The sequence below is a fragment of the Streptomyces phaeolivaceus genome, assembly GCF_009184865.1.
Lineage (GTDB): Bacteria > Actinomycetota > Actinomycetes > Streptomycetales > Streptomycetaceae > Streptomyces > Streptomyces phaeolivaceus.
The window spans coordinates 4,815,347-4,832,390 of sequence record NZ_CP045096.1 but is presented as its reverse complement, the minus strand read 5'-3'; the positions used below and the strand labels follow the sequence as shown (position 1 = coordinate 4,832,390).

The 17,044-nt window shown below is 68.8% G+C and carries 14 protein-coding genes and 4 tRNA genes; 9 read left to right on the top strand and 9 right to left on the bottom strand.

Translation table 11 applies throughout. The annotated features are described in order from the left end of the window. Positions 1–43 precede the first annotated feature (43 nt). From F9278_RS22755 to purM, 7 genes are all read left to right on the top strand, one after another. A complete protein-coding gene (locus tag F9278_RS22755; protein WP_226966871.1) occupies positions 44–964 on the top strand; it encodes a helix-turn-helix domain-containing protein in 921 nt (306 codons plus the stop codon). Beyond that, a complete protein-coding gene (locus F9278_RS22750; protein ID WP_193241592.1) occupies positions 961–1,179 on the top strand; it encodes a DUF397 domain-containing protein in 219 nt (72 codons plus the stop codon). Before F9278_RS22755 ends, F9278_RS22750 begins: the two co-directional genes overlap by 4 nt. Positions 1,180–1,187: 8 nt before the next feature. Next, a complete protein-coding gene (locus F9278_RS22745) occupies positions 1,188–1,409 on the top strand; it encodes a hypothetical protein (RefSeq protein ID WP_226966870.1) in 222 nt (73 codons plus the stop codon). Between the two features lie 18 nt (positions 1,410–1,427). Further along, entirely contained in the window at positions 1,428–2,225 is a 798-nt protein-coding gene (locus F9278_RS22740; protein ID WP_152169986.1) for a maleylpyruvate isomerase family mycothiol-dependent enzyme, read from the top strand. Between the two features lie 147 nt (positions 2,226–2,372). Then, entirely contained in the window at positions 2,373–3,188 is an 816-nt protein-coding gene (locus F9278_RS22735; protein ID WP_152174054.1) for an META domain-containing protein, read from the top strand. A gap of 84 nt (positions 3,189–3,272) precedes the next feature. Continuing rightward, complete coding sequence (purF, locus tag F9278_RS22730; protein WP_152169985.1) at positions 3,273–4,799, top strand: amidophosphoribosyltransferase; 1,527 nt, start codon at positions 3,273–3,275, stop codon at positions 4,797–4,799. Positions 4,800–4,876: 77 nt separating this feature from the next. Next, a complete protein-coding gene (gene purM, locus F9278_RS22725) occupies positions 4,877–5,944 on the top strand; it encodes a phosphoribosylformylglycinamidine cyclo-ligase (protein WP_152169984.1) in 1,068 nt (355 codons plus the stop codon). Between the two features lie 219 nt (positions 5,945–6,163). On the opposite strand, the gene F9278_RS22720 is transcribed toward purM, so the two are convergent. Both F9278_RS22720 and F9278_RS22715 read right to left on the bottom strand, forming a co-directional pair. Next, complete coding sequence (locus F9278_RS22720; RefSeq protein WP_152169983.1) at positions 6,164–6,421, bottom strand: DUF3073 domain-containing protein; 258 nt, start codon at positions 6,419–6,421, stop codon at positions 6,164–6,166. A 312-nt stretch (positions 6,422–6,733) separates the two neighbouring features. Continuing rightward, on the bottom strand, positions 6,734–7,828 hold the full coding sequence (locus F9278_RS22715; RefSeq protein ID WP_152169982.1) for a Leu/Phe/Val dehydrogenase: 1,095 nt from the start codon (positions 7,826–7,828) through the stop codon (positions 6,734–6,736). Positions 7,829–8,051: 223 nt separating this feature from the next. Between F9278_RS22715 and F9278_RS22710 the strand changes: the two genes are divergently transcribed. Both F9278_RS22710 and bldC read left to right on the top strand, forming a co-directional pair. Then, on the top strand, positions 8,052–8,909 hold the full coding sequence (locus tag F9278_RS22710; RefSeq protein WP_152169981.1) for a hypothetical protein: 858 nt from the start codon (positions 8,052–8,054) through the stop codon (positions 8,907–8,909). A gap of 592 nt (positions 8,910–9,501) precedes the next feature. Further along, positions 9,502–9,708, top strand: coding sequence for a developmental transcriptional regulator BldC (gene bldC, locus F9278_RS22705; protein ID WP_003949541.1), 207 nt, complete (start codon positions 9,502–9,504; stop codon positions 9,706–9,708). A 511-nt stretch (positions 9,709–10,219) separates the two neighbouring features. On the opposite strand, the gene F9278_RS22700 is transcribed toward bldC, so the two are convergent. From F9278_RS22700 to F9278_RS22670, 7 genes are all read right to left on the bottom strand, one after another. Beyond that, the gene (locus F9278_RS22700) at positions 10,220–10,411 is read right to left on the bottom strand and encodes a DUF6274 family protein (protein WP_152169980.1); all 192 of its coding nucleotides are present in this window, start codon (positions 10,409–10,411) and stop codon (positions 10,220–10,222) included. 250 nt (positions 10,412–10,661) lie between these two features. Then, positions 10,662–10,736, bottom strand: a tRNA-Asp gene (locus tag F9278_RS22695). A gap of 100 nt (positions 10,737–10,836) precedes the next feature. Beyond that, positions 10,837–14,814 (bottom strand): ATP-dependent RNA helicase HrpA, encoded by a 3,978-nt coding sequence (gene hrpA, locus F9278_RS22690; RefSeq protein ID WP_152169979.1) that lies wholly within the window; start codon positions 14,812–14,814, stop codon positions 10,837–10,839. 161 nt (positions 14,815–14,975) lie between these two features. Next, a tRNA-Phe gene (locus tag F9278_RS22685) sits at positions 14,976–15,049 on the bottom strand. A gap of 24 nt (positions 15,050–15,073) precedes the next feature. Further along, positions 15,074–15,148, bottom strand: a tRNA-Asp gene (locus tag F9278_RS22680). A 35-nt stretch (positions 15,149–15,183) separates the two neighbouring features. Further along, positions 15,184–15,256: transfer RNA gene (locus F9278_RS22675), tRNA-Glu, on the bottom strand. 104 nt (positions 15,257–15,360) lie between these two features. Next, positions 15,361–17,010, bottom strand: coding sequence for a metallophosphoesterase family protein (locus F9278_RS22670; protein ID WP_152169978.1), 1,650 nt, complete (start codon positions 17,008–17,010; stop codon positions 15,361–15,363). Between the last annotated feature and the right edge of the window lie 34 nt (positions 17,011–17,044).

Here is a 17,044-nt window from a genome sequence, read left to right as displayed (position 1 = left end):
ACACGGCTCGTAATCGCCGGGCATGGGTGCTCAGTTGGTGGGCATGACCGATGAGAAGGAGGGCACGTTGGCCGCGAAGACGGGACCGACGATCCGCCGCTTGCAGCTCGGGCAGGAGCTCCGCCGCCTGCGTGAGCAGACCGAGAGGGGCGACGGAACGGGGCGTGGGCTGACAAGGGAACAGGCGGTCAAGGGGACGAGCGTCACCGAGACGCAGCTGCACCGTGTGGAGAAGGGCGTGACCAGCCTCCCCAAGGTTCAACAGCTACGGCAGTTGCTGGACCGGTACGGCGTCACGGACCTCGACGACGTGGAGTTCCTGTTGGACGTCCACAAGAACTCGCTGGACCGCGGATGGTGGTCGCCTTACCGGACGTTCATGCCGTCCGGATTCAACATCAGCGTTGGCCTGGAGGGGGACGCGAAGATCATTCGCGCCTATCAGCCGAACGTCATCTTCGGTCTGTTCCAGACGGAGGGGTACATGCGGGCGATGTTCGAGATCTCCAAGCCCGTGGAGGAGCGCACGACCGAGTTCGTCGAGCGGAACATCGAGATTCGTTTGCGGCGCAAGGAGATCATCACACGCACCAACCGGCCGGTCGAGATTCACGCCATCCTGGACGAGGCCACGCTCGTACGGGTCTACGGCAGTGTGGAAGTGATGCGGAATCAACACCAACACCTGGCCGAGTTGGCCGCGTTGGAGAACGTGACCGTGCAGATCCTGCCGATGGGCCAGCCCGTCTACCGTTCCACCAAGAACTTCGCTCTCATGGAGTTCGAACAACCGCTGCCCTCAGTCGTCAGCATCGATACCTGGGAAGGGGTGTCCGTCACGGACAAGGACACCGAGATCTGGAACACCGCCCGCAGGTTCGACGCGATGAGAGCCGAGGCAGCCTCGCCACGGGAGACGCAGCGCTTCCTGGAGCGGGCTGCACGAGAATGGGAACAGACATGAGCACCCACCCCGATGCCCTTGAACCGGCCGAGACGCGGGCCTGGTTCAAGTCCTCCTACAGCGAGGACAACGGCGGCAACTGCCTCGAAGTCGCCGCCGACCTCATACCCACCCACAACCTCATAGCCCTCCGAGACTCCAAGAACCCCACCGGCCCCACCCTCACCCTCTCCCCGGACGCGTTCACCACCTTCGTCGACTCGGTGAAGGCATAGGCGAGGCCATGAGCGACGAGTCCACCCAGAGCGGCAGCCTGGAGCACTCGATCCGTGCGCTCGGTGGTCTGTGGGACACCACGCGTGGGATGACCGTCCTGAGAGACGCCGGGTACACGCCGAACGAGAAGCACGTGCGCCGAACCTACCGCCGTCTCGCCGAAGCCGGCCTGCTGACCAAGGTGCAGGATCGGCCCGTGCAGTACCGCGTCGAGTCAGGCGCGGTGTAGCCGCATAGGCTCCCCACCATGCCTCCTGCCGGAAAACGCGCCCGCGCCTACGACCCCGCCAAGACCCGCACCGCGGTCCTGGCCCAGTTCGGGAACGTACGGGAGGCCGTGGGCACCCTCGGGGAGGACCGGCTAGCGCTGCCCACTCGGCTCGGGGTGTGGACCGTGCGGGATCTCGCCGCGCACCTCACGATGGCCGTGGAGAGCGTCAGCAGGGCCCTGGAGCGGCCGGAGCCGCCGAAGGCCGAGCTGAACCCGCTCGACTACGCCTCCGCGACCGCCGCGTACGCGGGGGCCATCGCCGAGGGCAGCCACACCCTGGCCGAGGCCAACCCGGACGTCGTCGCTCTCTACTCCCACGTCGGGCAGCGGATCACCGACGCCCTCGCCGTCGCCCCGCGTGGCCGGATCGTCGACACCCGCGCCGGCGGCATGCTGCTCGACGACTACCTCCTCACCCGCACGATCGAACTCGTCGTCCACACCGACGACCTGAACGCCGCCGTCCCCGGCCTCGACATCCCGTACGACCGGCACGCCCTGGCCACCTGTGTCCGGCTGCTCGCCGACACCCTGGCCGCGCAGGCGCCCGGCGGCTCGACGGAGGTGCGGATCCCGCCGTACGCCGTCGTGCAGTGCGTGGAGGGGCCCCGGCACACCCGGGGGACCCCGCCCAACGTCGTCGAGACGGACCCACTGACCTGGATCCGCCTCGCGACCGGCCGCGTGGAGTGGGCGACCGCCCTGGAGGAGGCCGACGTCAGCGCGAGCGGCGAGCGGGCGGACCTGAGCGGACTGCTGCCGCTCATGGGCTGAGCCGGGCGCACCCCTGCCAAACGTTTGGCGACCCCTGCCAAACGTTTGATGGACCTCTGCCAAACGTTTGTTAGATCCGCCAAACGTTTGTTGGGCCCACCCCGCCCAGCCATGGAACCGCCCACCCACCCCACCCGTCCCACCGCCATGGACAAGCGACTGACCCTCACCGCCCTCGCCCTGCTCCCGCTCCCGCTGCTCGCGGCCTGTGGAACCGAGTCGTCCGGCGACTCCGGCAGCCAGAACGTCGGCTCGACCGCCCCGAAGTCCTCGGTCACCGGAGTCCGCTGGAAGGTCGACAGCCTCACCGTCGGCGACAGGACCGAACAGGCCCCCGACGGCGCCTGGCTCAAGATCGCCGACAACGGCCAGGTCGACGGCAACTACGGCTGCAACACCTTCGGCTCGACCGCCGCCTTCAAGGACGACGGCATCGACTTCGAGACCGCCCGGTCCACCGAGATGGCCTGCGACGATGCCCCGATGGAGTTCGAGAAGAGCTTCGCCCGCACGCTGGACGCCGAGAAGTTCACGGCCCGGACCACGGACGGCGGACTGACCCTCACCACGGGCGACGGCGACACCGTGAAGCTGAGCGAGGAGCAGCCCGCCGAGCTGTACGGCACCAGGTGGAGGATCGATTCGCTGCTCGACCACGACGTCGCCACCTCGCTCCCCGAGGCCGCCCAGGGCAAGGCCTGGTTCACCCTCGACAAGAAGGCGGGCACGCTGAGCGGAGGCGTCGGCTGCAACGACATCTCCGCCAAGGCGACGGTGAGCGAGGACCGGATCACCCTCGGCAATCCGCGGACCACCCGCAAGATGTGCTCCGACTCACTCATGGCCGCCGAACGAAGCCTCCTGGAGCTCTTCAAGGGCACGGTGGAATATCAGATCGATCACCGCACTATCACGCTGACCAGCGAAAACGACACTGGTATCGGTGCGGTCGCCGACAAGTGACCTGCGACCGCCCGCAGTCGGGAACCGGGGCGGGCGAGATCACCGGATTCGGACCGGTGCGCGATCTCGCCTACACTCGGTGGCGTGCCACGTGGTGACGGACGACTCAACCACGACCTTCTCCCCGGCGAGAAAGGCCCCCAGGACGCGTGTGGCGTCTTCGGTGTCTGGGCCCCGGGTGAAGAGGTCGCGAAGCTCACTTACTTCGGGCTCTACGCCCTCCAGCATCGGGGCCAGGAATCCGCGGGTATCGCGGTCAGCAACGGCTCCCAGATCCTCGTCTTCAAGGACATGGGCCTCGTTTCCCAGGTCTTCGACGAGACCTCGCTCGGTTCCCTCCAGGGTCACATCGCGGTCGGTCACGCCCGCTACTCGACCACCGGCGCCTCCGTCTGGGAGAACGCCCAGCCCACCTTCCGTGCGACAGCGCACGGTTCCATCGCCCTCGGCCACAACGGCAACCTGGTCAACACGGCCCAGCTCGCCGAGATGGTCGCCGACCTGCCCAAGCAGGAGGGCCGTACGCCCCGCGTCGCGGCCACCAACGACACCGACCTGCTCACCGCGCTCCTCGCGGCCCAGGTCGACGAGGACGGCAAGCCGCTGACCGTGGAAGAGGCCGCCCCGAAGGTCCTCCCGCAGGTCCGCGGTGCCTTCTCCCTGGTCTTCATGAACGAGCACACCCTGTACGCCGCCCGTGACCCGCAGGGCATCCGCCCGCTGGTCCTCGGCCGGCTGGAGCGCGGCTGGGTCGTCGCCTCCGAGGGCGCCGCCCTCGACATCTGCGGCGCGAGCTTCGTCCGCGAGATCGAGCCGGGCGAGTTCATCGCCATCGACGAGAACGGTCTGCGCAGCTCCCGATTCGCGGAAGCGAAGCCCAAGGGCTGTGTCTTCGAGTACGTCTATCTGGCCCGCCCGGACACCGACATCGCCGGCCGGAACGTGTACCTCTCGCGGGTGGAGATGGGTCGCAAGCTGGCCAAGGAAGCCCCCGTCGACGCCGACCTGGTCATAGCGACCCCGGAGTCCGGCACCCCGGCCGCCATCGGCTACGCGGAGGCCTCGGGCATCCCGTTCGGTGCGGGTCTGGTGAAGAACGCGTACGTCGGACGTACGTTCATCCAGCCCTCCCAGACGATCCGCCAGCTCGGTATCCGGCTGAAGCTGAACCCGCTCAAGGAAGTCATCAAGGGCAAGCGCCTGGTCGTGGTCGACGACTCGATCGTCCGCGGCAACACCCAGCGCGCACTGGTCCGGATGCTCCGCGAGGCGGGCGCCGCCGAGGTCCACATCCGGATCTCCTCGCCGCCCGTGAAGTGGCCCTGCTTCTTCGGCATCGACTTCGCGACCCGCGCCGAGCTGATCGCCAACGGCATGACGATCGACGAGATCGGCACCTCGCTGGGCGCCGACTCCCTCTCCTACATCTCCATCGACGGGATGATCGAGGCGACCACCATCGCCAAGCCGAACCTCTGCCGCGCCTGCTTCGACGGCGAGTACCCGATGGAGCTGCCGGACCCCGAGCTGCTCGGCAAGCAGCTTCTGGAGACCGAGCTGGCGGCCGGACCCGCCGCCACGGCTGCGGCCGACGCGATCCGTCGCCCGTAGGTCAGCCCGCCAACCGCCGTAGACAGCCGGTAACACCTGCTTACCTGCCGCAGTACGACACGAAAGTTCTCACCGTCATGTCTGAGACAACTGGTGCCAGCTACGCAGCCGCGGGCGTCGACATCGAGGCGGGCGACCGCGCCGTAGAGCTGATGAAGGAGTGGGTGAAGAAGACGCAGCGCCCCGAGGTCCTCGGTGGCCTCGGCGGTTTCGCCGGTCTCTTCGACGCCTCCGCCCTCAAGCACTACGAGCGCCCGCTGCTCGCCTCCGCCACGGACGGCGTCGGCACGAAGGTCGACATCGCGCGTCAGCTCGGCGTCTACGACACCATCGGCCACGACCTGGTCGCGATGGTGATGGACGACATCGTGGTGTGCGGCGCCGAGCCGCTGTTCATGACCGACTACATCTGTGTCGGCAAGGTCCACCCCGAGCGGGTCGCCGCCATCGTCAAGGGCATCGCAGAGGGCTGCGTCCTCGCCGGCTGCGCCCTCGTCGGCGGCGAGACCGCCGAGCACCCCGGGCTGCTCGGCCCGGACGACTTCGACGTGGCCGGCGCCGGCACGGGCGTGGTCGAGGCGGAGCGGCTGCTCGGCCCGGATCGTATCCGTACGGGTGACGCGGTGATCGCCATGGCGGCCTCCGGCCTTCACTCGAACGGGTACTCGCTGGTCCGGCACGTCCTGCTCAACCAGGCCGGCCTCTCCCTGGACGCCGAGATCGCCGAACTGGGCCGCACCCTCGGCGCGGAGCTGCTGGAGCCCACCAAGATCTACTCGCTGGACTGTCTGGCCCTCACCCGCACCACCGAGGTCCACGCCTTCAGCCACGTCACCGGCGGCGGTCTCGCGGCCAACCTGGCCCGGGTGATCCCCGACACCCTCCATGCCACGGTCGACCGCTCCACCTGGACCCCGGCCCCGATCTTCGACCTGGTCGGCAGGACGGGCCAGGTCGAGCGCCTGGAGCTGGAGAAGACCCTGAACATGGGCGTGGGCATGATCGCCATCGTCCCCCAGGAGTCCGCAGACGTGGCCCTGACGACCTTGGCGGACCGCGGCGTGGAAGCCTGGGTGGCCGGCGAGATCACCGACCGCACGGACCGCACGACGGGCGCGGAACTGGTGGGCGACTACGCACGCTGACCAGCGGCGCGTTCGGGGCACGACGGAAGCGCCCCTGATGGGCCGAAGGCCCAAAAGGGGCGCGGGGTACGGCGCGACCAGCCACGATGTACCCGCAGCAGCAAACGCACAGTGCCCCCCGAGCTGCTGGGCGCCCGGCACTCCCAGCGGAGCGAACACGCACAAAACCCGGTCCGGCGGGAGCAACCCGCCCGGACCGGGTGGAGCGCAAGTGGATCGTCAAGCGCCGCGACGATGAGAAGCGGGACCGGACTGATCGTCCTCGTCATCCTCATCGTCGTCGTTGTAAAGATCCGCGTACTGGGCGTACGGGTCGTCGTCGTCTTCGTCGTCCTCGAACGGTTCGCCGTTCGGAGGTTGGCTCGAAGTCGATGCGCCCAGCTCGCTGGCCAGACGCGACAGGTCAGTCCCGCCGCTGTTGTACTTCAGCTGGCGGGCGACCTTCGTCTGCTTGGCCTTGGCCCGGCCGCGCCCCATGGCTCGACCCCCTCGGTGACGGGGCTCGACGGCCCCAGAGTCTTGACACGCGTTCATGATCTAGAACGGGCTCTCCGTGGAGAGACCGGTCCGTAGGGCTTCCACGGTACCTGAGCCCACGCCCATACGGTACGTCGCCCGCAGGACGTGCCCGTGCCCAGAACCTGCGAGGAGCCCTTTCCCCGCTGGTCAACGGTGATTTTAACCGTTTCTCGGCGAGCGACCCGCCGACGGAAGTGAGAGTTCTCTCTAAAGCCGCCGACGGGTACCGGCCGGCGCCGTACGAAGCCGGTACGGCGCCTCCGCCGAGGCTCAGCGACCGCGCCCGGCGCCCGCCTCGTGCATCCGCTGCTCGGCGATCCGGTCGGCCGCGGCGGCCGGCGGAATGCCATCCAACTTCGCACGTGCGAAGATCGCCAACGTGGTGTCGAAGATCTGCGCGGCCTTCTCCTTGCACCGCTCGAAGTCGAAGCCGTGGAGTTCGTCGGCGACCTGGATGACCCCGCCGGCGTTCACCACGTAGTCCGGTGCGTAGAGGATCCCGCGGTCGGCGAGGTCCTTCTCGACACCGGGGTGCGCGAGCTGGTTGTTGGCCGCGCCGCACACCACGCCGGCGGTGAGCACGGGCACCGAGTCGTCGTCGAGGGCCCCGCCCAGCGCGCAGGGCGCGTAGATGTCGAGCCCCTTGGTCCGGATGAGCGCGTCGGTGTGCGCGACGGCGGTGACCCCTTCCGGGTACCGGTCGAGGATCCGCCGTACGGCGTCCTCGCGCACGTCCGTGATCACGATCTCGGCGCCCTCGGCCCGCAGATGCGACACGAGGTGGTGGCCGACCTTGCCGACGCCCGCGATGCCGACCCTGCGTCCGCGCAGCGTCGGATCGCCCCATAGATGCTGGGCGGAGGCCCGCATGCCCTGGTAGACGCCGAAGGCGGTGAGGACGGACGAGTCGCCCGCGCCGCCGTTCTCCGGGGAGCGGCCCGTCGTCCAGCGGCACTCGCGTGCCACGACGTCCATGTCGGCGACATAGGTGCCGACGTCGCAGGCGGTGACGTACCGGCCGCCCAGCGAGGCGACGAACCGGCCGTAGGCGAGCAGCAGCTCCTCGCTCTTGATCCGGTCGGGGTCGCCGATGATCACGGCCTTGCCGCCGCCGTGGTCGAGCCCGGCCATGGCGTTCTTGTACGACATCCCGCGTGCGAGGTTCAGCGCGTCGGCGACGGCCGCGGCCTCGGTCGCGTACGGGTAGAAGCGCGTGCCGCCGAGAGCGGGGCCCAGCGCGGTGGAGTGGATGGCGATGACGGCCTTGAGGCCGCTGGCCCGGTCCTGGCAGAGCACGACTTGCTCGTGACCGCCCTGGTCCGACTGGAACAGGGTGTGCAGGACGCCGTCAGATACATCGGTCACGGTGGTGACTCCTGGGTAAGAAGCGGCGGTTGCTGACAGGTCCCCGTACGGGTGGCGGGGTCTGTGAGCATGAGATTAGAGCCTGCGTCCGCCGTACAGCGGCGCAGCCTCAGGATCACCCCACTCCCGGAGTACGGACGTGGTGCGATCCGCACAGTTTTCCGGTCCGCCCGTGTGCGGGTTCGGCAGGTTTCCCCGGTGGCAGCCGGGGGAGGGAGCAGGCGTGCCCAAGGTGTCCTCGGTGATCGTCCCGTACGCGTCCTACCTTCGCGTGTACGAGCCGCTGGCGGCCTTCCCCGAGCCGGAGCGCGGCCACTGGGCCCGGTACGCGCGGCGCACCGACCGGCCCTCCTACCAGGACGAGCTGCGCCGTTCGCTGGCCGATCTGCTGCCGACCCCGCCGGTCCCGGTGCCGGTGCACGAGAGCGGCGACGCCTTCGTGCTGGACGTCGACGGGGTGGTCTGCGTCTGCCCCTGGCGGACCCGGCTGCGCGGCTGGCAGGCGCTCGGCGATCTGGCCGAGGAGCTGCCGGCCCCGGTGCTGGACGCGGTGCTGCCCCCGCTGGTGCGTCACCAGGCGAGCCAGGACTACGAGCGCTGGATGGCCGGCAACCCCGACGCCCGGCCGTGGATCCGCACCGCGACCTGGCAGGTGCCGCTCAGCTGGTTCGTCCTCGTCTCGGACGAGGAGCGGACGTACGAGAAGGGGTCGGGGGAGAAGGGATCCGGCGAGATTTCGCCGGTGCTTCGCTATCGCACGCCCATGGTGCAGGCCCGGCGGCGGGTGGCGCGGGGGCTGCGGGCGCTGCGCGACACCCTCGACGAGGGGCCGCTCATCGACGGTCTGATCGATGTGGGCCGCTGGCTGGAGGAGTTCCATCCGCGCTCGCTGGTCGAGCTGGACTACGGCGGCCTCGTGCATGTGCTGCCCGCCGACGAGCTGGACGGCGACCACTCGGCCGCGGACGTCGCCGAGGGCATCGAGGCCCTGCGCGGCGGGGACGGCCTGGCCGCCGGGGAGGCGTACGGGCGGCTGGTCGAGCGCTGGCGGGCGGTTCGGGACCGGCGCTCGGCGAACTGAACCGGATCGACGTTCTGGCCGTACTTGTGACTTGTGGGGCCTGTGGGAAAAGGCTTTCCACAAAAGCTGAAGCATGGTGAACTGTCCACCCTTGGCCCAGGCTTGACACGCTGAAGTTCCACAGGCATGTCATCGTGGGACTTAGGCCTCGATCCGGGCTTTTGTGTCAAGCAGGCGTCAAGCGTGACGGATTGCACTTACGCGGGCCTTGCCTCTTACGCACCTCCTCGTGTCAAAATAGGACAAGGAGCCCGGGGGAGGCTCCTTCTGCCCGCGTATGGGTGGAATCTCAGCATTGCACGCTATTGGGGGGTCTCGTGACTCCTGCACGCCACTGTGACTGATCGTCACAGTGGCGTGACTGTCCGCTATGGCATGGTCCATCGGCATCCGTCGCTGATGAACACCTGGGAGGGCAATTCCATCGGTTTGGCCGACGCGGCTGGACGGATGGTGTAGTTGTAGTGCCGAGGACAAGCCGTTCGTCCTATAACCGACTCGACTCGCGTCCGCCATTTCGGGCAACGCGGGTCAAGGTGCAGAATTTAGAGGAAAGAACCGAGAAGGTTCGGTTCTCCCGAGGAGGCCGCTCATGACCGCTCGCACCCCTGATGCCGAGCCGCTGCTGACCCCGGCTGAGGTCGCCACCATGTTCCGCGTCGACCCCAAGACGGTCACGCGGTGGGCGAAGGCCGGCAAGCTCACGTCCATCCGCACGCTCGGCGGACACCGCCGTTACCGCGAGGCTGAGGTCCGCGCACTGCTCGCGGGCATTCCGCAGCAGCGCAGCGAGGCCTGAACAATCGCATAACAGGGCATTTCGGCTGGTCCCCCAATCAGTCGGAAGCCTGAAAGCACCGCTCAAGCAGCTCCGAGCGACGCGGGTTCTGCCCCAACAGATCCCACGCCCGAGCCACACAGAACTTTCCGGGAGGCCCAGGCCCTCCGGACATCGACAGGCAAGCAACAAGGGTGCGTCGTAGATCGCGCTGGACTCCGCCGGGTCCAGCGCGATCTTTTTTGTGCGCCTGACCGGGGGTTTCGGGTCCGTGGACGAGGAGTTGTGCGCGGGCTTGTCGGACTCTGGGGAGGGCTGTCGGATCTCCTGTGCAGGTCCCCGGGGACTGGTGCAATTGCACATATTAAATTGACCAGTTGTAGGGGAGTGGTAAGAACCGGCGTTCTGAAAACTCGTACGGTGACACCCGTCACACGCCGGGATCCTTGCTGCCCGAGCGACATCTGCGGTAATGGGGACGGGAGTTGAGCGTGACGCACCCTAGTCGAGTGTGTTCCCTGCGGGACGCGTCTCACGCCTTGGAGGGCGCCTCGTCCTCCGCGGGCTCCTCCAGGTCGTCCTCGCCGTCGGCCCCGGGCTCCGTCGCCAGCCGCAGCAGCCGGTGGCAGATCGGGCAGTGGCGGGTGAGGTGGCGGTACGAGGAGGCGGCCGACAGATGGGCACGGAGCAATGCGCGGGTCTCGTGCCGAGCGGACGCCGCCATACGCCACCTCCGGGGGTCTCTGGGCCCTGAATCTGAGGTACCGGCGGAATGTGACGCCGTCAACCCCCACCGGGCCAAGGAGGGGTCGCAGGCCCCCTCCAGGGGCGCGGGGAACTGCGCGACCAGCCACAGCTGCCCCGCACGCGCCCAACAGCCCCGACATCCCGAGCTCTTGGGCGAAACCGGCGCACCCTGGCCGCCGAACAGCAAGAAGGCCCGCATCCAATCGGATGCGGGCCTTCGAATCGTGCGGTCCTGACGGGATTTGAACCCGCGGCCTCCACCTTGACAGGGTGGCGAGCACTCCAAACTGCTCCACAGGACCAGGTTTCGCAGTCCGCGCCATGTTCCCGCGCTGGCCTGCGAGAAGAGACTGTACAGGAGTCGAAGCCCCTCGGTCGAACTCACCCAGTGTGCGGGGTCCGTTACGGAACGGCCGCGTCGATCGCCTTCACGATCCGCTTGTCGGAGACCGGGTAGGCCGTGCCCAGGGCGTGCGCGAAGTAGCTGACCCGCAACTCCTCGATCATCCAACGGATCTCCAGCACCGAGGAGGGCACGGGCCGCCCCTGCGGCAGCTGTTCCAGCAGCCAGGCGTACTCGTCCCGCATCTCGTGCACCTTCTCCATCCGGGCCGTGTCCCGCTGCACCCCGGTCGGCATCTGCTGCAACCGCCGGTCGGCCGCCACCAGATAGCGCATCAGGTCCGGCAGCCGCCGCAGCCCCGCCTCCGTCACGAACCCGGGCCGCACGAGGGCGTCCAGCTGCCCGCGTACGTCCGCGAGGTTGGCGAGGAGGGCCGGACTGCGGGTGGACTTCAGACGGCGCTCACAGGCCTGCCAGGCGGCCAGCACCTGCTGCACCTGGCCGACCGTGCGGACCGTGGTGTCGACGATCTCGGCGCGGACCTTGTCGTAGAGCTTGCGGTACGACGACTCGTCCCAGGCCGGCCCGCCGAATTCGGCGATCAGTCTGTCGGCCGCCGCCATCGCGCAGTCGTCGAACAGCGCCTGGATCGAACCGTGCGGATTGGCGGACAGCGCCAGCTTCTGCGCGTTGGTGAGCTTTTCGCTCGCGAACTTCGCAGGGTTGACCGGAATGTTTCGGAGGATGAGCCTTCGGGTGCCCTTCCACATCGCCTCCGCCTGCTCCGCCTCGGTGTCGAAGAGGCGTACGGAGACGGTGTTCGCCGTCGGCCCGTCGTCCACGAGCGCCGGATACGCCTTCACCGGCTGCCCGGCCCGGCGGGTCTCGAAGACCCGGGTGAGGGAGCCGATCGTCCAGTCGGTCAGACCCTTGCGTTCCAGGGACTCGCCGCCCTGGCGCTCGGCGGTGGCGGCGGCCGCCTGGGAGAGGGCCTGGCGCGCCTTCGGCTTCAACCGCAGCCGCAGCGACTCCAGATCCTTGTCCTCGGCCACCTTCCGGCGGCGCTCGTCGACGATCCGGAAGGTGATCTTCAGGTGGTCGGGGACCCGGGCCCAGTCGAAGTCCTCTGGCGTCACCGGCACGCCCACCATGCGCTTCAGCTCACGGGCCATCGTCACCGGCAGCGGCTCCTGAAGGGGCACGGCCCGGTCCAGGAAGCGCTGGGCGAAGTTCGGCGCCGGTACGTAGTTCCGGCGGATCGGCTTCGGGAGGGAACGGATCAGCTCCGTCACCACCTCCTCCCGCAGGCCCGGGATCTGCCAGTCGAAGCCCTCGTCCGTGACCTGGTTGAGGACCTGGAGGGGGATGTGGACGGTCACACCGTCCGCGTCGGCGCCCGGCTCGAACTGGTAGGTGACACGGAACTTCAGCTGTCCCTGCCGCCAGGAGTCCGGATAGTCGGCCTTGGTGACCGCCTCCGCCGACTCCCGGATGAGCATCTCCCGCTCGAAGTCCAGGAAGTCGGGCTGCTCGTGCCGCTTGTGCTTCCACCAGGAGTCGAAGTGGGCGCCGGAGACGACATGCTCGGGGACCCGCTGGTCGTAGAAGTCGAAGAGCGTGTCGTCGTCGACCACGATGTCCCGGCGCCGGGCCCGGTGTTCCAGCTCCTCGACCTCGCTGAGGAGCCTGCGGTTGTCGCTGAAGAACTTGTGGTGGGTACGCCAGTCGCCCTCGACCAGCGCGTTGCGGATGAACAGCTCGCGGCTGGCCTCCGCGTCGATCCGGCCGTAGTTGATCTTCCGCTGGGCGACGATCGGTACGCCGTACAGCGTGACCTTCTCGTACGCCATCACGGCCGCCTGGTCCTTCTCCCAGTGCGGCTCGCTGTACGTCCGCTTGAGGAGGTGCTCGGCGAGCGGCTCGACCCACTCGGGCTCGATCCGCGCGTTGACGCGGGCCCAGAGGCGTGAGGTCTCCACCAGCTCGGCCGACATCACGAAGCGCGGGGGCTTCTTGAAGAGGGCCGAGCCCGGGAAGATCGCGAACTTGGCGTTCCGGGCGCCCAGATACTCGTTCTTCCCGGTGCTCCGCCCGCTCTCGCCGCCGGTCTCCTTCACGTCCTTCATGCCGATGTGGGAGAGCAGTCCGGCGAGGAGGGAGAGGTGGACGTGCTGCTCGGGGGCGTCGTCCTCGTTGAGATGGATGTCCATCTGCTTGGCGACCGTGCGCAGCTGGCTGTAGATGTCCTGCCACTCGCGGATCCGCAGGAAGTTCAGATACTCCTGCTTGCACATCCGGCGGAAGGACGACGAGCCGCGTTCCTTCTGCTGCTCGCGGACGTACCGCCAGAGGTTGAGATAGGCGAGGAAGTCGCTGGTCTCGTCCTTGAAGCGGGCGTGCTGCTGGTCCGCCTGGGCCTGCTTGTCGGCGGGGCGTTCGCGCGGGTCCTGGATGGAGAGCGCGGCGGCGATCACCATGACCTCGCGGGCGCAGCCGTTCTTGTCGGCCTCGACGACCATCCGGGCCAGCCTTGGGTCGACGGGCAGCTGGGAGAGCTTGCGGCCCATCGGGGTCAGCTTCTTGCGGACGTCCTTCTCCGCCGCGTCGAGCGCCCCGAGCTCCTGGAGGAGCTGGACGCCGTCGCGGATGTTGCGGTGGTCCGGCGGGTCGATGAAGGGGAACTTCTCGATGTCGCCGAGGCCGGCCGCGGTCATCTGGAGGATGACGGAGGCGAGGTTCGTCCGCAGGATCTCCGCGTCCGTGAACTCGGGGCGGGCCTCGAAGTCGTCCTCGCTGTACAGCCGGATGCAGACACCGTCGGACGTACGACCGCAGCGGCCCTTGCGCTGGTTGGCGCTGGCCTGGGAGATCGCCTCGATCGGCAGCCGCTGGACCTTGGTGCGATGGCTGTAGCGGGAGATACGGGCGAAGCCGGGGTCGATGACGTACTTGATGCCGGGGACCGTGAGGGAGGTCTCGGCGACGTTCGTGGCCAGAACGATCCTGCGGCCGGTGTGCGCCTGGAAGACGCGGTGCTGCTCGGCGTGCGAGAGCCGGGCGTAGAGGGGCAGTACTTCCGTGAACCGGTAGTTCTTCTTGACCAGCGCGTCGGCGGTGTCCCGGATCTCGCGCTCACCGGAGAGAAAGACGAGGATGTCGCCCTTGCCCTCCCCCTGAAGCTCCTCGACGGCGTCGCAGATCGCGGTGATCTGGTCCCGGTCGGCGTCGTCGCCGTCCTCCTCCAGAAGGGGCCGGTAGCGCACCTCCACCGGATACGTACGGCCGCTGACCTCGACGATCGGGGCTTCGCCGAAGTGCCGGGAGAAGCGCTCGGGGTCGATGGTCGCGGAGGTGATGACGACCTTGAGATCGGGGCGTTTGGGCAGCAGCTGGGCGAGATAGCCGAGCAGGAAGTCGATGTTGAGGGACCGCTCGTGGGCCTCGTCGATGATGATCGTGTCGTAGGCGCGCAGCTCGCGGTCCGTCTGGATCTCGGCGAGCAGGATGCCGTCCGTCATCAGCTTGACGAAGGTCGCGTCCGGGTTCACCTGGTCGGTGAAGCGGACCTTCCAGCCGACGGCCTCACCGAGCGGTGTCCGCAGCTCCTCGGCGACGCGCTCGGCGACCGTACGGGCGGCGATACGTCTCGGCTGTGTGTGGCCGATCATGCCGCGTACGCCACGCCCCAGCTCCATACAGATCTTGGGGATCTGCGTCGTCTTCCCGGAGCCGGTCTCCCCCGCGACGATGACGACCTGGTGATCACGGATGGCCGCCGCGATCTCGTCCTTCTTCTGGCTGACGGGCAGCTGCTCGGGGTACGAGACGGCCGGGACGCGCGCGGCGCGCTCGGCCATGCGGGACTCGCCCTTGGCGACCTCCGCCTCGATCTCGGCGAGCACGGCGGCGCGGGCCTCGGGCTTACGGATCTTGCGCGCGCCTTCGAGCCTGCGCCCGAGCCGGTGCGCGTCGCGCAGGGACAGCTCGGCCAGACGGGGGGCGAGGGCGCCGAAGGCGGGGGCAGGTGGCGTAGACATACGGAACCCAGGATCTCACCTCGACGAAACGAGGAGCGAACGCTTTTGCGTCCGCCCCCGTCGGCACTCCTGCCGACGCTCCCGCCGGCACTCTTGCCGGCGCTCCTGGCGGTATACGCGAAGACCCCCTCCGGTGGCCCGGAGAGGGTCTTCGTCTGATGTGGCTGGGGCCGGGGTCGAACCGGCGACCTATCGCTTTTCAGGCGATCGCTCGTACCAACTGAGCTACCCAGCCGCAGTGTTTCACGTGAAACACCAGCGGTCCTGACGGGATTTGAACCCGCGGCCTCCACCTTGACAGGGTGGCGAGCACTCCAAACTGCTCCACAGGACCAAGATGCGTACGACAGTCTCGCACACGTTCTTGCGTGCCCCCAACGGGATTCGAACCCGTGCTACCGCCTTGAAAGGGCGGCGTCCTAGGCCGCTAGACGATGAGGGCTATCGGCCCGCCTGGGCGCTTTGTCAGCGCGTCGGGGACGTGAGAAGCATATGGGATGCCGGGAGCTATCGCCAAAACGGTTTACGGGGCCGCCCGCGCGGGGGTTACGGGCCGTCGGGGGACCGCTCGCCCGATGTGCTGCCCGAGGGGGACGGAGGCTGTCCGCCCCCGGGTTCGGCACCCGGCTGGTTCTCCTTCGGCAGGTGGCGGCTGACCTCGGCCGTCGTCAGGCCCAGGCCGCCGAGTCTGATCTCGTCCCACGCCTGGAGGCGGCGGGTGTCGCGGTCGAGGTAGAGGACGGAGGCCTCGATCGGGTCGGGGTCCTTGCCCTCCACGGCCCGCAGACCACTGCCCCCGGTCGAGCCCTCGATACGGAGCCGGGTGCCCTGGCTCAGCATCTCCATCTCGGGGTGGTGGAGATGCCCGGCGAGCACGAGCGGGACCTGGCCGTCGGTCTCCCGGGCGGCGTCCGGGTTGTGGGCGACCGCGATGTCCACGGGGGTGCCCGCCGCCTTCTGGGCGCGCAGGGCGTCCGCCAGCCGCTGCCCGGCCGCCTCCTCCGAGGGCAGGCCCGACTTGTCGGTCGAGCGGTCCGGGGTGAACTGCGGGTCCCCCATCCCCGCGAAGCGCAGCCCGCCCACGGTCACCGCCTTCCCCTCGTCGAGGACGTGCGTGTTCTCGACGCCCTCCACATAGCGCTGGGTCAGGAGCGAGTCGTGGTTGCCGCGCACCCAGACGTACGGCGCCCCGAGGTCGGCGATCGGGTCGAGGAAGCCGTTCTCGGCGGCGCTGCCGTGGTCCATGGTGTCGCCGGAGTCGACGATGACATTGATCTCGTACTGCTCCACCAGCGAGGCGATGATCTTCCAGCTCGCCGGGTTCAGATGGATGTCGGAGACGTGCAGGACGCGGATGGTGGTCGGGTCCGGCTGGTACGCGGGGAGCGTGGACGTGACGTCGTACAGCTTGGTCACGTTCGTCACCAGGCGGGCCAACTCCTTCTGGTAGACGTCGAACTCGGTGACGATGCTGCGTGCGTTGCCGACGATGGAGGGTGCTGAGGAGAGCAGCCCCGAGAACTTCGGCTCCAGGACGGAGTTCGGGTTCCAGGTGGCGGCTGCGGTCCCTCCGGCGCCCGCCAGGAGCACGAAGGCGAGGCCGCCGGCGGCCAGGGCGCGGCGTGGACGGCGGTACACGGCGAGGCCCAGCGCGGTGGCCCCGGAGACGACGGCCACGCCGGAGCGTACGGCCAGGTCGATGGTGCCGTGCCGTACGTCGGAGGCGATCTCCTCCTGGAGTCCGGAGATCCGTTCGGGGTGGTCGACCAGGGCCTGGGCGCGCTCCGGGTCGAGCTGGTCGACGTTCACGTCCAGGCGTACGGGGGCGTTGTGGCTGCTCAGCTCCAGGGCGCCGAGCGGGGAGACGTTGATCTTCGTGCCGCCGGTGAGGGAGGGGCGCAGGGTCATCGTCGTGTTCATGGGGCCGACGGGGGTGCGGACGTTCCCCACGATCAGCAGGCCCAGCCAGGCGCCCAGCAGGACGACCGCGACCAGACCGAGCGCGCGGCCCCAGGGGTGGGGGTGGTGGACCACCTCGACCGTGGGGTGCGCGCGACGGGAGCGGTAGAGGCGGGCCAGGGCGCGGGGGGCCCTCGGCATGGCCCGGCGGAGGCGGCGCAGGGCGGTGCGCCAGGTCGTGCGCGGGGGGTTGGCGGCGGTGGTGGCGGTGGCTGGGGCGGCGGGGACGCGGGCCATTGGTCCCGTATGCCCAAGGGTGGGGGCGGATATG

Bases quoted from the DNA above. Each gene is read 5' to 3' on its own strand.
- F9278_RS22755 (WP_226966871.1), top strand. From the start codon at position 44: ATGACCGATGAGAAGGAGGGCACGTTGGCCGCGAAGACGGGACCGACG.
- F9278_RS22750 (WP_193241592.1), top strand. From the start codon at position 961: ATGAGCACCCACCCCGATGCCCTTGAACCGGCCGAGACGCGGGCCTGG.
- F9278_RS22745 (WP_226966870.1), top strand. From the start codon at position 1,188: ATGAGCGACGAGTCCACCCAGAGCGGCAGCCTGGAGCACTCGATCCGT.
- F9278_RS22740 (WP_152169986.1), top strand. From the start codon at position 1,428: ATGCCTCCTGCCGGAAAACGCGCCCGCGCCTACGACCCCGCCAAGACC.
- F9278_RS22735 (WP_152174054.1), top strand. From the start codon at position 2,373: ATGGACAAGCGACTGACCCTCACCGCCCTCGCCCTGCTCCCGCTCCCG.
- purM (WP_152169984.1), top strand. From the start codon at position 4,877: ATGTCTGAGACAACTGGTGCCAGCTACGCAGCCGCGGGCGTCGACATC.
- F9278_RS22720 (WP_152169983.1), bottom strand. From the start codon at position 6,421: ATGGGGCGCGGCCGGGCCAAGGCCAAGCAGACGAAGGTCGCCCGCCAG.
- bldC (WP_003949541.1), top strand. From the start codon at position 9,502: ATGACCGCTCGCACCCCTGATGCCGAGCCGCTGCTGACCCCGGCTGAG.
- F9278_RS22700 (WP_152169980.1), bottom strand. From the start codon at position 10,411: ATGGCGGCGTCCGCTCGGCACGAGACCCGCGCATTGCTCCGTGCCCAT.
- hrpA (WP_152169979.1), bottom strand. From the start codon at position 14,814: ATGTCTACGCCACCTGCCCCCGCCTTCGGCGCCCTCGCCCCCCGTCTG.
- F9278_RS22670 (WP_152169978.1), bottom strand. From the start codon at position 17,010: ATGGCCCGCGTCCCCGCCGCCCCAGCCACCGCCACCACCGCCGCCAAC.